Origin of the sequence: Klebsiella sp. K-3, from assembly GCF_051207495.1 — a bacterium.
Taxonomy (GTDB): domain Bacteria; phylum Pseudomonadota; class Gammaproteobacteria; order Enterobacterales; family Enterobacteriaceae; genus Klebsiella; species Klebsiella aerogenes.
The window spans coordinates 36,136-48,284 of record NZ_JBPNXF010000005.1 but is presented as its reverse complement, the minus strand read 5'-3'; the positions used below and the strand labels follow the sequence as shown (position 1 = coordinate 48,284).

Sequence of the window (12,149 nt, the reverse complement as noted above, 5' to 3'; positions counted from 1 at the left end):
ACCAAAAACGCATTAACGTAGGCCGGATAAGGCGCGAGTCGCCATCCGGCTTTATTCGTTATCTGGAACTTACAATGTTTGGTAACTTAGGTCAGGCAAAAAAATATCTCGGTCAGGCGGCGAAAATGCTGATCGGCATTCCGGATTACGACAACTACGTCACCCATATGCAAACCAACCATCCGGATCAGCCGTACATGACTTATGAAGAATTCTTCCGCGAACGCCAGCAGGCCCGCTACGGCGGCGACGGCAAAGGCGGCGTACGCTGCTGTTAATGGAGGCAATAATGGCACCGATTGCAGTCACCCTATTAACCGGTTTCCTCGGCGCAGGAAAAACCACCCTGTTGCGCCACATCCTTAATGAGCAGCACGGTTTCAAAATCGCCGTGATTGAAAATGAATTTGGCGAAGTGTCCGTTGACGATCAGCTGATCGGCGACCGCGCCACGCAGATTAAAACCCTGACCAACGGCTGTATTTGCTGTACGCGCTCCAACGAACTGGAAGATGCCCTGCTCGATCTGCTCGACAGCCGCGATCGCGGCGAGATTGCCTTCGACCGACTGGTGATTGAGTGCACCGGCATGGCCGACCCGGGGCCGATTATTCAGACCTTTTTCTCCCATGAGGTGCTTTGCGAACGCTATCTGCTGGACGGCGTGATCGCCCTGGTTGACGCCGTCCATGCCGACCAGCAGATGGATCAGTTCACCATTGCCCAGTCGCAGGTCGGCTACGCGGACCGGATTTTGTTAACCAAAACCGATGTCGCCGGCGACAGCGAAAAGCTGCGCGAACGGCTGGCGCGCATCAACGCGCGGGCGCCAATTTATACTGTCATCCACGGCGATATCGATTTAAGCCTGCTCTTTAATACCAGCGGTTTTATGCTGGAAGAGAAGGTCGTAAGCGCCACACCGCGCTTTCACTTCGTGGCGGAAAAACAGAACGACGTCTCGTCGATTGTGGTCGAACTCGACTATCCGGTGGATATCAGTGAAGTCTCACGGGTGATGGAAAACCTGCTGCTCTCCTTCGCCGAGCAACTGATGCGCTATAAAGGCATGCTGTGGATCGACGGCGAGCCAAATCGCCTGCTGTTCCAGGGCGTGCAGCGCCTCTACAGCGCCGACTGGGATCGCCCGTGGGGCGATGAAACGCCGCACAGCACGCTGGTGTTTATCGGCATTCAGCTGCCGGAAGAGGAAATCCGCGCCGCGTTTGCCGGGCTCCGTAAATAGCCGACGCAAGGATGTATCCCTCCCCCGATGGGAGAGGGATACTTCATGATGGGTGGTTTAGCGGCGAACGACCACCAGCTTCTGATTCACAAACTCTTTGATACCGAGGTCGGAAAGCTCGCGGCCAAAGCCGGAGCGCTTCACGCCGCCAAAAGGCAGTTCCGGCGCGGTATCCGTTAACCAGTTGATATAGACCATGCCGGTTTCAATCCCCGAGGCCATGCGCTTCGCCCGCTCAATATCCTGACTGAACACCGCGCCGCCCAGGCCGTAGTGAGAGTCGTTGGCGAGCGCAATCGCCTCATCATCGTCTTTCACCACGTAAATCTGCGCCACCGGGCCAAAGAACTCCTCGAAGTACGCCGGGTTATCACGGGTAATTCCCGTCAGAATGGTGGGTTCGTAGAAGTTACCTTCGCCCGAAACCGGCTTGCCGCCGAGGTGTAATTTAGCGCCATGCTTCACCGCCTCGTCGACCTGCTTACTTAAGGTTTCCAGCGCATCTTTCGAGGAGAGCGGGCCAAGCGTAGTGCTTTCATCGAGCGGATCGCCGATCTTCACCTGGCGGAAGGCGTCGCTAAACTTGCTCAGGAACGACTCGGCGATTTTTTCATGCAGAATGAAGCGTTTAGCGGCGGTACAAACCTGCCCGGCGTTGTTCAGCCGCGCCTGTACGCCAATTTTCACCGCGCGTTCCAGATCGGCATCCTCGAGCACCACAAACACATCGTTGCCGCCCAGCTCCAGCGTCGCTTTCTTGATATGCTTCGCCGCCTGCGACGCCACGATGCCGCCCGCTTTTTCCGAGCCGGTCAGCGCCACGCCCTGCACCCGGTCATCCGCGATAATTTTCGCTACCTGATCCTGAGAGATAAACAAGTTGGTCCACGCCCCTTCCGGCGCGCCAGCCTCGCGCACCAGATGCGCGAAGGTCTCGGCGCAGTGCGGAACGATGCTGGCATGCTTGGCAATCACCGGGTTACCGGCCGCCAGATTTGGCGCCAGCACGCGCATTAACTGGTAATAGGGGAAGTTCCACGGCTCCACCGCCATCAAGACGCCGATGGGATGATGCTCAACCCAGGCTTCGCCAAGCTCGGAGGGATACTTCACCGGCGCCAGGAACCGTTCGGCGTTGTCGGCATAATAGCGGGCGATCTGCGCACAGAGTTTGACCTCACCGCGGCTCTGTTTAATGAGTTTGCCCATCTCCTGGCTGGCGATTTTCGCCAGCTCCTCCGTCCGGCTGTCGATAAGGTCGGCAAGCTTATGCAGCACCGGCAGACGCTGCGCAATATCGCCTTTCGCCCACGCAGAATGATAAAGCGCATTTGCCTGCTGCAGCGCTGCCTCCACGTCAGCATCGCTGTGTGCGGGATAGCTTTTAATAAGCTGATTATTCGCAGGATTCACTGTCTGATAAGCCATATCGCATGTCTCCTTGTTATCGCTATTAATGCAGTCAAAAATGCCGCTAAGGATATTAAGGGTAGTCGAGATAGCTGGCGATGCGGGTAAAGTTAGGTATATCCGGAATATTCCATGAGAGTGGGTAGCAGGGACGCCCCTGGGGGCGCCCCGGCATAACGGCTTTATCAATGTGGTAACGTGGCTATCTCTTCGGCAGCCAGACCGGTAATTTTCAGCACGGTTTCACGTGCAATACCGTCGGCAAGCATCATCCTCGCAATCCGCAGCGCCTCGGCGTGCCGCCCTTCTTGCCGTCCTTCTTGCCGTCCTTCTTGCCTGCCTTCAAGCCGCCCTTCACGTTTGCCTTTTCTGCGGCCAACTTCCTGTAATCTTTCTGCGATGGTCATCAATCTCTCCCTGTGTTGAGGAACCCGATGCGCGACTTCGCGAATAAACCGGCCAAATCGGCGCGCGTTGCCAGTTTGCAGTAAATAATTAAATAGCGTTTTTAGCTGCCTGTCATTAGCGTAACCGCTAAGTAAAATTGACGTTAGCTGCTCGACTATGCCCATTAAATCGCGCTGACGAATATGTTTTTGGATAAGTTCTAATAGCGCCACGCGTCGATGTCCCACAATTTCATCGTCCGGGATAACGGTGATATCTACCAGCGGAAAGGGTGACGAATAAAGCGCCTTCGCGAGTTGTGGGTCAGCGAACCTATCGAGCCAGTTAAGCGACCACGGATACGGAGACACGGAACCATGGTAGAACAACATAGGTACCACCAGCGGCAAGGTTTTATGGCCGCCGTCGAGATGACGTTGCATCGCAGCAATAGCATAACGCATCAGGCGAAACGCCATCTGCGCATCGGGTGAACTCTGATGTTCGATAACAACATAGATGTAGCCCTCGCCAGAAACCGTTTTTAGCGACCACAGCACGTCCGAATACCAGGCTCGCAGGTTCTCCTCAATAAAACTAGCCGATTCAAGCTGTAACGAATTGAGATCGCAGATCTGATGTAGCGCGGGCGGTAAATGGATCGCCAGAAAATCACGGGCGGTATCAGCCTGCGTAAGAAACTTTTTGAAAACCGCATCATGCGGCGTAGACGTTGTGGACCTTTCCATGTGTTCGCCCCTGCCAGCCAATTCTGCTGCGACTCTACGCTGCAGATCTCCCTCTGACACCTGGCAAAAAGCGTTTTCTCGAGCCGTGCCGAAAGCTAATTTCTGCGTGCTGCAATCGTTATCTTACCCTGGCAGCCCACTCGCAAATTGACCCGCGCATACAGGAAGTTGTGCCGATTTTTGCATGACCTCGCCGTCAGGTTATATGCTTAAGCCTATGGAAAAACTCGCTGAATTAAAACGCGCCAAACTGCTGGCGCTGTCGCTGCTGCTGATTGCGGCGGCGCTGTTTATCACTACGCTGCTGCTACCGCCGACGCCATGGGTCAGCGCGCTGAAGGCTATTTCCGAAGCGGCGATGGTCGGGGCGCTGGCCGACTGGTTTGCGGTGGTGGCCCTGTTTCGCCGCATTCCGCTGCCGTTTGTCGCCCGCCATACGGCGATCATTCCGCGCAATAAAGACCGGATCGCCGATAATCTTGGCCATTTCGTGCAGGAGAAGTTTCTTGATACCCCATCTCTGGTGGCGCTGATCCGCCGCTACGAACCGGCCCTGATGCTCGGTAACTGGTTCAGTCAGCCCGAAAACGCCCGCCGTGTCGGCCAACATCTGCTACAGGTGATGAGCGGTTTTCTCGAGCTCACCGATGACACCCGCATTCAGCGTCTGCTGCGGCGCGCGGTGCACAAGGCTATCGATAAGGTCGACCTGACCCAGACCAGCTCCATGATGCTGGAGGGGCTGACCCGCGACAATCGTCATCAGAAGCTGTTGGATTCACTGATAAGCCAGCTTATCGCCCTGCTACAGCGCGACAGCTCCCGCGCCTTTATCGCCCGCGGCATCGTGCACTGGCTGGAGACCGAACACCCGCTGAAGGCCAAACTGTTACCCACCGAGTGGCTTGGCGAGCACAGCGCCGAAATGGTGACAGACGCCGTGAATACGCTGCTCGATGAAGTCACTCAGGACCGCACGCATCAAATTCGTCAGGCCTTCGACCGCGCGGCGCAGAAGCTTATCGACAATCTGAAATCGGATCCGCAAATGGCGCAAAAAGCCGATAACATCAAAGCGTATCTGAAAAACGATGAGACCTTTAATCGCTATCTCGGCGAGGTGTGGGCGGATCTGCGCGGTTGGGTGAAAAACGATATCAGCAGTGACGATTCGCGCATCAAGCAGCGGATCGCCGAGGCCGGTCAGTGGTTCGGCGAAACGCTGGTGCGCGACGACGCGCTGCGTGAATCGCTGAATGAGCATCTGGAGCAGGCGGCGCATCGGGTGGCGCCGGAATTCGCCGCCTTCCTGACTCGCCATATCAGCGACACGGTCAAAAGCTGGGACGCGCGCGATATGTCGCGACAGATCGAGCTCAACATCGGCAAGGACCTGCAGTTTATTCGCATCAACGGCACGCTGGTTGGCGGCACTATCGGCCTCGGCCTGTGGCTGTTATCGCAAATTCCAGCGCTGCTGCATCTGCATATTGGCTGAAAATGGTAGCATCATATCCATTCTCACGATGAATACACGACGGCAAGGAGACGGCTATGTCATGGATTTCGCGATTGAGCGCCCGCTACGGCGCATCGCTGTTCTTTCCGATGGCGCTGATCCTGTATGACTTTTCCGCCTACCTGACCACCGATCTCATCCAGCCTGGGATCCTGCACGTGGTGCGGGATTTCAACGCCGATGTGGCGCTGGCTCCAGCCTCGGTGAGTTTATATATGGCCGGCGGGATGGCGCTGCAGTGGCTGCTGGGGCCGCTTTCCGACCGTATTGGCCGCCGGCCGGTACTGCTGAGCGGCGCGCTGATTTTTACCCTCGCTTGCTTCGCCACCCTGTGGACGACCTCAATGACCCAGTTCCTGATTGCCCGCTTTGTGCAGGGCACCAGCATCTGTTTTATCGCCACCGTTGGTTACGTCACCGTGCAGGAGGCCTTTGACGAAAAGCGGTCAATTAAGCTGATGGCGGTAATTACCTCCATCGTGCTGGTGGCGCCGATCGTCGGCCCGCTTTCCGGCGCGGCGCTGATGCACTTTATCCACTGGAAAGCGCTGTTTGGCATTATCGCCGCGATGGGGCTGGTGGCCTGGCTGGGTTTACTGTTTAACATGCCGGAGACGGTGCGTCGCGGCGACGTGCCGTTCAGCCCGCTCGGCGTGGTGCGCGATTTTCGCGACGTCTTCCGCAACCGCATCTTTTTACTCGGCGCCGCCACGCTGGCGCTGAGCTATATTCCGCTGATGAGTTGGGTGGCGGTGTCGCCGGTGATTTTAATGGACGCCGGCGGGCTCACCACCAGCGAGTTTGCCTGGAGCCAGGTGCCGGTTTTCAGTGCGGTGATTATCGCTAATCTGTCGGTGGCGCGCTGGGTGAAAGACCCGACTCGCCCGCGCTTTGTGTTAAGCGCAGTCCCCATCCAGATGGTTGGTCTGGCGATCCTGATTATCGGTAATCTGACGTGGCCGCACGTCTGGCTGTGGTCGGTGCTCGGCACCTGCTTCTACGCCTTCGGCATCGGGCTGATTTTCCCGACGCTGTTCCGCTTTACCCTTTTTTCCAATGACTTGCCGAAAGGGACCGTTTCCGCCTCGCTGAATATCGTGATCCTTAGCGTCAGCGCATTGTCGATTGAAGGCGCGCGCTGGTTATGGTTCCATGGCGGCAGATTGCCGTTCCACCTGCTGGCAGTGGCCGCCGGGATCGTCGCCGCCTGCTGTCTGGCGGGGCTACTCCGCAATCTGCGCCAGCGTTCAGAGGCGGTCATCGAAGCCCGACAATCCTGACTAACTCACCGAGATTAACCACGCATGAGCGATATTGAACTCAGCCCGGCGCAGCGCGATCTGCTGCGCGAGCGGCTAAGCAAGTACTGCGAAGAGACCTTTAACCTGGAGCTGGAACAGTTCGACGCCGAGTTTTTTGTCGACTTTATCGCTAAAGAGCTGGGGCCTTTGTTCTACAACGCCGGCATTGAAGAGGCCATCCGCACCCACCTGGCATGGAGCGAGCGCATTCAGGAAGAAATGGATTTGAAGAAGGTCTATTAACGCCACCGGGATGGGCGGGAGATCAATAAATACACACAAATAACATGGTTATAATGGCGACTCTTTCATCATCTCCCGTGTACGGGGAAGGAAAATCATGTCGCTCATCACCGATCTACCCGCCCTCTTCGATCAATTCTCAGAAGCTCGCCAGAAAGGCTTTCTCAGCGTAATGGAACTCAAAGAGCAGAACGTACCGCTGGTCGGTACCTACTGCACTTTTATGCCCCAGGAGATAGCCATGGCGGCGGGCGCCGTGGTCGTCTCGCTGTGTTCCACTTCTGATGAAACTATTGAAGAGGCGGAGAAAGACCTGCCGCGCAACCTCTGCCCACTGATTAAAAGCAGCTACGGCTTCGGCAAAACCGATAAATGCCCCTACTTTTATTTCTCCGATCTGGTGGTCGGCGAAACCACCTGCGACGGCAAAAAGAAGATGTACGAGTACATGGCCGAATTCAAGGCAGTACACGTAATGCAACTACCGAACAGCGCCAGCGACGCCACCTCCCGCGCGTTGTGGAAAGCGGAAATCAAACGCCTGCAGCAGGTCGTTGAAACCCGGTTTGCCACGCCCATTAGCGAAGCGGCGCTGCGTGAAGCCATCATACTGAAAAATTGCGAACGCCGGGCGCTGGCCAACTTCTATCGCCTCGGGCAACTCAATCCGCCGGCGCTTAGCGGCAGCGATATTCTGAAGGTGGTTTATGGCGCGACCTTCCGCTTCGACAAAAGCGCGCTGATTGACGAATTGAACGCGATGGCGGAACGTATCCATCAGCAATGGCAAGGAGGCCAACGGCTGGCGTCTCGTCCGCGTATTCTGATCACCGGCTGCCCGATCGGCGGCGCGGCGGAAAAAGTCGTCCGCGCTATCGAAGAAAACGGCGGCTGGGTGGTGGGCTACGAGAACTGTACCGGCGCGAAGGCCACCGAGCGCTGCGTGGCGGAAGATGGCGACGTCTACGATGCCTTAACCGATAAATATCTCGCCATCGGCTGCTCCTGTATTTCACCTAACGACCAGCGCCTGCAATTGCTAAGCCAGATGGTTGAGGAATACCAGGCCGACGGCGTGGTCGATGTCATTCTGCAGGCTTGCCATACCTACGCCGTGGAATCGCTGGCGATTAAGCGTCACGTTCGCCAGCGGCACGACATTCCTTATATCGCGATCGAGACCGATTATTCGACGGCGGATCTCGGCCAGCTCAGTACCCGCGTCGCCGCGTTTATCGAAATGCTATAAGGAGCAAGCGTGATCTACTCGGTAGGTATTGATTCCGGCTCCACCGCCACCAAAGGCATCCTACTGGCAGACGGCGCCATCGTGCGCCGTTTCCTCATTCCGACGCCCTTTCGCCCCGCCGATGCCATTCACGAGGCCTGGGAGACGCTGCGCGCGGACCTCGCGACAACGCCTTTTTTAACCCTCACCGGCTATGGTCGCCAGTTGGTCGATTTCGCCGATAAACAAGTCACCGAGATTTCCTGTCACGGGCTCGGCGCGCGCCTGCTGGCGCCGGAAACCCGCGCGGTGATTGATATCGGCGGCCAGGACAGCAAAGTCATCCAGCTTGATGAGCAGGGCAACCTCAGCGACTTTCTGATGAATGACAAATGCGCCGCTGGTACTGGGCGCTTTCTGGAAGTTATTTCACGGACCCTCGGCGCCAGCGTCGACCAGTTGGACACTATTACCGAAGGCGTAGAACCGCACGCCATCACCAGCATGTGTACGGTTTTTGCCGAATCGGAAGTCATCAGCCTGCGTTCCGCCGGAGTCGCGCCGGAGTCAATTCTGGCCGGGGTGATCAACGCCATGGCGCGGCGCAGCGCGAACTTTATTGGCCGCTTATCGGCACAGGGGCCATTGTTGTTTACCGGCGGCGTCAGCCGCTGCGTCGCCTTCGCCCGCATGCTGGAGAAGCATGTTGGCATGCCGGTCGCGACCCATCCCGACGCCCAGTTTGCCGGGGCGATCGGCGCGGCGCTGATCGGCCAGCGCCAGCGGAGACGCGGATGAGCAAATATCTATTCTTATTCCATTCAACGGTGGGCGTCGTGCGGATGCGCAAAGCCCTGCAGGCGGCAGGGATGACCTTCGAGGTAAAAGATATTCCCCGCCAGCTGCGCAGCGGCTGCGGGCTGTGCGTATTGATTGAGGGGGGCGAAAAAACAGCGCGAAGTTGGATAATCGCCGGGCATACTGCGGCGCTTTATCAGCAAAACGGGGAAGCGTGGCGCTGCATCGCCCGCTTCCCGCAGGAGGATTAATCGGTGATCACAAACCGCGTCGGCGCGAAGCAGTTCAGTACCCGATGGACCAGAAACACCATGGTCAGCGTCGCCACCAGCGAGACCGTGACCGAAGTAATACGGTACAGGTCGCTGAACACCAGATCCTGATTCGGATGCAGGTTCTGGCCAAACATAATACCGATGGTGGTGATACTGGCGAAACCTACGCCCGCGCCCACTTTTTCCATCACGTGCAGGCGGGCGCTAAAGGCCAGGCCAAGACCAATTAGCGGCATCATCAGGATCATATGGTTGCTGAAATTATAGATAATCAGCTGCACCACCAGAATGTACAGACAAGCCAGCACGACCCCCGCCACACGCCAGATCGAGCTGATTACCGCGCCGCGATAGTGCATCGGAAACAGGATCAGCACCCCGGCCATTAGCGCCGATAGCGAATCGCTCAGATCGCAGATCTGAAAGATCACAAAGATAATGGTCGCAACCGTGCCGGAAAGCAGCGATTCATGGCGGATCCGCGCGGCGTCTTTCTCTATGCGCGGCGGCGGCTTACGCGGTTCAACATCCGGGATCAAATAGTGCAGCAGCGCGCTCAGCGCCACCGCCATCACGCAGGCCTCCATATTGGAGAACATCAGCGTGTGCCAGTTGCTGGTGGGATAGCTCATAAAATTGAGCATCGTGCTCTGGCACACCACGCCCATCGATCCCAGCAGGAACAGCGGCCCCTGGCTCATAAAGCGAAAACGCATCACGTACAGACCAAAGACGACTAATGTCATAATTACCGGCCACTGCGACAGATAGCCGACGATGAGCACCATTTCGACGCAATTGACCGCCGCGCTGAACACAAACTGCCGGGCGACGTGGCGGTTAAACACCGGCACCAGCGACATCAGCATCAGTGGATAAACGACGAAAAACACGCCGTACTGCACGTCGTAGAAGGTCGAAATACTCAGCGCGATGGTCCCGGCGACGGCAATGCGTACCGTCTGGCGAAAATCATTGGCCGTATAGACGATATTGCCGTGCGGGGTAAAGACGTGCGCCAGGGTGTTAATAGACATAGTGCAACCAGCTCACCAGGTGGATCTGCAGGCCGGCAAAGGTGCGGGCGAAGGGGCCGTCGCTATTGTACAACTGGACGGTGGCGCGGGCGCCGGTCGGCAGCGGCTTATCCAGAGGTTGATCCAGCGCGACGTGAATCCGCATGCGCTGCGCATCGCGCACCCAGCGAGTGGACTGCTCAGGCTGCGACAGTTGGCCATTCACCGCTTCCTGACCGGCAAGAATACCGGCATCGCTGCTGGTCACATGTGCCGGGAAGACCTTACCCGGCAGGGCATCGAACACTACCGCCGCATCGGTATTCACCGCCGTATGGCGCAGGCTTTTTTCACGAAAGTCGGCGACGATATCGGTATTGTTGTTGACCAGCGCCAGCACGGCGGTGGCGGCGGTGGCGTAAATACCCGGATTAAGCTGCAGGTTGCTGACCATACCGTCGGTCTCAGCGCGCACCTGGGTCCAGCCGAGGTTGAGCTGCGCCTCTTCCAGCGCGTTGCGGTATTTCTGCAGCGTCACGTTGCGCTTGTCGTCGCGCTCGCCGCGCTGAATAAGCAGGTTCTGAATCTGCGCATTCAGGGCGCTGACCGATTGTTCGCTGGTCTGCCATGTCGTGCGCACCTTATCGAGATCCGATTGCGACACGTTTTGCATGGTGCTCAGACGCTGGTAGCGGTCGAGGGTGACTTTGTCATTACGCGCGGTGTACTGCGCGGTGCGCAGGTTGGCGCGAGCGGCGGCGATTTGCGCATCCAGCTGCTGGTTGCTCAGTTTGGCCTGTTGAAGAGCGATTTGCGCCGCTTCAACTTTATTAATGAATGGCGTGGGATCGAGCTCATACAGCAGGTCGCCTTTTTTCACCTGGCTATTGTTGTGCACGTAGACGTGCGAGACGTAGCCGGAGACCCGCGACGAGACCGGAGTCACCACGCGCATCACGGTGGAATCCGGGGTTAGCGGGATCCAGATATCGGCAACGATAAACCAGGCGAATATCACCAGGAAAGCGGCAATACTTACCCTTACCCAGCGGGCAAATTTTTGTTCTGGCGTCATCATAGTTTTTTAGATCTTGTTATCTTCTTCGCGGATTGTCCGCAAGTTGCAGGCGATTTGATTTAACGTGGCGCTGAAGGTGTCGAGGTCCGCATCGGGGATGGTTTCCGTCACGCGCTGTTGATAGGTCTCAATGACGCGGTTCAGCTTTTCCAGGATAGTACGGCCTTCTGCCGTCAGCGTAAGCAGGCGGATGCGTTTGTCATATGGCGATGTTGAGCGCAGTAGATACCCCTGCTTTTCCAGCTGCGTAAGGGTGCGCATCAGCGGCGGCAGCTCAATACCCTGCACTTCCGCCAGTTCGCTTACCGAGACGTTGCACCCCAGCTGATGCAGCTGCATCAGCACCGTCCAGCTTGACTGGGTCAGGCCGGTATCGGTAATGGCGCTGTCGATAATCGCGCGCCACTGGCGCACCACCATCGCCATGCGCATCCCCATCGGGCGGCGGGCAAACAGTTCGTCTTCGGTCATGTTACTTTCCTCACTTAGCTGTGGGGAAAATAATACTTATCAGGGTAAGTATCAAGAAACGATGGGAGTAGAAGCATCAATTGATAAATTTTGTGAATGTAATTCCCCGGTAGCGCTGACGCTTACCGGGGCTACAAAAAAGCACTTTTTAATTAATCTGATCCCGGCGCAACCCGACATCTTTCAGCTGTTCGTCGCTCATTCGCTGCAATACTTTGCGCGTTTGCCCACGAAGCCACCATTTTCTAATTGCTCGCGCCAGAAATACCCAGCCGATAAACGGCTGTTTTGCCCGATTCTCGTGAAATTCCATCCTCTACCTCCTCGCCTTGCCAGAGGCTTTATCTTCACGGATCCGGGCCTGAACAATACAGATTCACAAAACACTTTTCTTTAACATACAGATTGGCTAAAACGTACACCATGCC

At 56.8% G+C, this 12,149-nt stretch carries 14 protein-coding genes; 8 read left to right on the top strand and 6 right to left on the bottom strand.

The window, feature by feature from the left end; translation table 11 throughout:
• Positions 1 to 74 precede the first annotated feature (74 nt).
• Positions 75 to 278, top strand: coding sequence for a YbdD/YjiX family protein (locus ACSEMK_RS09015; RefSeq protein WP_002887451.1), 204 nt, complete (start codon positions 75 to 77; stop codon positions 276 to 278).
• Positions 279 to 289: 11 nt separating this feature from the next.
• Positions 290 to 1,246, top strand: a complete 957-nt coding sequence (gene yjiA / locus ACSEMK_RS09010) for a GTPase (protein ID WP_087858253.1) — start codon at positions 290 to 292, stop codon at positions 1,244 to 1,246.
• Between the two features lie 57 nt (positions 1,247 to 1,303).
• Here the strand turns inward: yjiA and ACSEMK_RS09005 are convergent, their stop codons facing one another.
• Entirely contained in the window at positions 1,304 to 2,674 is a 1,371-nt protein-coding gene (locus ACSEMK_RS09005) for an NAD-dependent succinate-semialdehyde dehydrogenase (RefSeq protein WP_316425136.1), read from the bottom strand.
• Positions 2,675 to 2,841: 167 nt separating this feature from the next.
• Positions 2,842 to 3,792, bottom strand: coding sequence for an Rpn family recombination-promoting nuclease/putative transposase (locus ACSEMK_RS09000; protein ID WP_113374530.1), 951 nt, complete (start codon positions 3,790 to 3,792; stop codon positions 2,842 to 2,844).
• 205 nt (positions 3,793 to 3,997) lie between these two features.
• On the opposite strand from ACSEMK_RS09000, the gene ACSEMK_RS08995 reads away from it, so the two are divergent.
• The 6 genes from ACSEMK_RS08995 (at position 3,998) to ACSEMK_RS08970 (ending at position 9,132) form a co-directional block, all read left to right on the top strand.
• On the top strand, positions 3,998 to 5,290 hold the full coding sequence (locus ACSEMK_RS08995; RefSeq protein WP_430914799.1) for a DUF445 domain-containing protein: 1,293 nt from the start codon (positions 3,998 to 4,000) through the stop codon (positions 5,288 to 5,290).
• Between the two features lie 56 nt (positions 5,291 to 5,346).
• On the top strand, positions 5,347 to 6,591 hold the full coding sequence (gene mdtM / locus ACSEMK_RS08990; RefSeq protein ID WP_411325771.1) for a multidrug efflux MFS transporter MdtM: 1,245 nt from the start codon (positions 5,347 to 5,349) through the stop codon (positions 6,589 to 6,591).
• 24 nt (positions 6,592 to 6,615) lie between these two features.
• Entirely contained in the window at positions 6,616 to 6,855 is a 240-nt protein-coding gene (locus tag ACSEMK_RS08985; protein WP_015704280.1) for a DUF2164 domain-containing protein, read from the top strand.
• 97 nt (positions 6,856 to 6,952) lie between these two features.
• Positions 6,953 to 8,104 (top strand): double-cubane-cluster-containing anaerobic reductase, encoded by a 1,152-nt coding sequence (locus ACSEMK_RS08980; RefSeq protein WP_213317805.1) that lies wholly within the window; start codon positions 6,953 to 6,955, stop codon positions 8,102 to 8,104.
• 9 nt (positions 8,105 to 8,113) lie between these two features.
• Complete coding sequence (yjiL, locus tag ACSEMK_RS08975) at positions 8,114 to 8,881, top strand: putative 2-hydroxyacyl-CoA dehydratase activator YjiL (protein WP_087858260.1); 768 nt, start codon at positions 8,114 to 8,116, stop codon at positions 8,879 to 8,881.
• Positions 8,878 to 9,132: a DUF3343 domain-containing protein gene (locus ACSEMK_RS08970; protein WP_213317803.1), complete on the top strand. Its 255-nt coding sequence runs from the start codon at positions 8,878 to 8,880 to the stop codon at positions 9,130 to 9,132. The genes yjiL and ACSEMK_RS08970 overlap by 4 nt, the downstream gene beginning before the upstream one ends.
• On the opposite strand, the gene ACSEMK_RS08965 is transcribed toward ACSEMK_RS08970, so the two are convergent.
• The 4 genes from ACSEMK_RS08965 to ACSEMK_RS08950 form a co-directional block, all read right to left on the bottom strand.
• Entirely contained in the window at positions 9,129 to 10,193 is a 1,065-nt protein-coding gene (locus ACSEMK_RS08965; protein WP_435336376.1) for a DUF2955 domain-containing protein, read from the bottom strand. The two genes, ACSEMK_RS08970 and ACSEMK_RS08965, sit on opposite strands and share 4 nt — an antisense overlap.
• Positions 10,183 to 11,250, bottom strand: a complete 1,068-nt coding sequence (locus tag ACSEMK_RS08960; RefSeq protein ID WP_015704273.1) for an HlyD family secretion protein — start codon at positions 11,248 to 11,250, stop codon at positions 10,183 to 10,185. The genes ACSEMK_RS08965 and ACSEMK_RS08960 overlap by 11 nt, the downstream gene beginning before the upstream one ends.
• Positions 11,251 to 11,256: 6 nt before the next feature.
• Positions 11,257 to 11,721: a MarR family winged helix-turn-helix transcriptional regulator gene (locus tag ACSEMK_RS08955; RefSeq protein WP_049047305.1), complete on the bottom strand. Its 465-nt coding sequence runs from the start codon at positions 11,719 to 11,721 to the stop codon at positions 11,257 to 11,259.
• Positions 11,722 to 11,869: 148 nt separating this feature from the next.
• Positions 11,870 to 12,034, bottom strand: coding sequence for a DUF1127 domain-containing protein (locus ACSEMK_RS08950; protein ID WP_064571553.1), 165 nt, complete (start codon positions 12,032 to 12,034; stop codon positions 11,870 to 11,872).
• Between the last annotated feature and the right edge of the window lie 115 nt (positions 12,035 to 12,149).

What these genes read in the sequence shown, in the direction of transcription:
- ACSEMK_RS08995 (WP_430914799.1), top strand. Translation starts at nt 3,998, where the DNA reads ATGCTTAAGCCTATGGAAAAACTCGCTGAATTAAAACGCGCCAAACTG.
- ACSEMK_RS09005 (WP_316425136.1), bottom strand. Translation starts at nt 2,674, where the DNA reads ATGGCTTATCAGACAGTGAATCCTGCGAATAATCAGCTTATTAAAAGC.
- mdtM (WP_411325771.1), top strand. Translation starts at nt 5,347, where the DNA reads ATGTCATGGATTTCGCGATTGAGCGCCCGCTACGGCGCATCGCTGTTC.
- ACSEMK_RS09000 (WP_113374530.1), bottom strand. Translation starts at nt 3,792, where the DNA reads ATGGAAAGGTCCACAACGTCTACGCCGCATGATGCGGTTTTCAAAAAG.
- ACSEMK_RS08955 (WP_049047305.1), bottom strand. Translation starts at nt 11,721, where the DNA reads ATGACCGAAGACGAACTGTTTGCCCGCCGCCCGATGGGGATGCGCATG.
- ACSEMK_RS08965 (WP_435336376.1), bottom strand. Translation starts at nt 10,193, where the DNA reads ATGTCTATTAACACCCTGGCGCACGTCTTTACCCCGCACGGCAATATC.
- ACSEMK_RS08985 (WP_015704280.1), top strand. Translation starts at nt 6,616, where the DNA reads ATGAGCGATATTGAACTCAGCCCGGCGCAGCGCGATCTGCTGCGCGAG.
- ACSEMK_RS08980 (WP_213317805.1), top strand. Translation starts at nt 6,953, where the DNA reads ATGTCGCTCATCACCGATCTACCCGCCCTCTTCGATCAATTCTCAGAA.
- ACSEMK_RS08950 (WP_064571553.1), bottom strand. Translation starts at nt 12,034, where the DNA reads ATGGAATTTCACGAGAATCGGGCAAAACAGCCGTTTATCGGCTGGGTA.
- ACSEMK_RS08960 (WP_015704273.1), bottom strand. Translation starts at nt 11,250, where the DNA reads ATGATGACGCCAGAACAAAAATTTGCCCGCTGGGTAAGGGTAAGTATT.
- ACSEMK_RS08970 (WP_213317803.1), top strand. Translation starts at nt 8,878, where the DNA reads ATGAGCAAATATCTATTCTTATTCCATTCAACGGTGGGCGTCGTGCGG.
- ACSEMK_RS09015 (WP_002887451.1), top strand. Translation starts at nt 75, where the DNA reads ATGTTTGGTAACTTAGGTCAGGCAAAAAAATATCTCGGTCAGGCGGCG.
- yjiA (WP_087858253.1), top strand. Translation starts at nt 290, where the DNA reads ATGGCACCGATTGCAGTCACCCTATTAACCGGTTTCCTCGGCGCAGGA.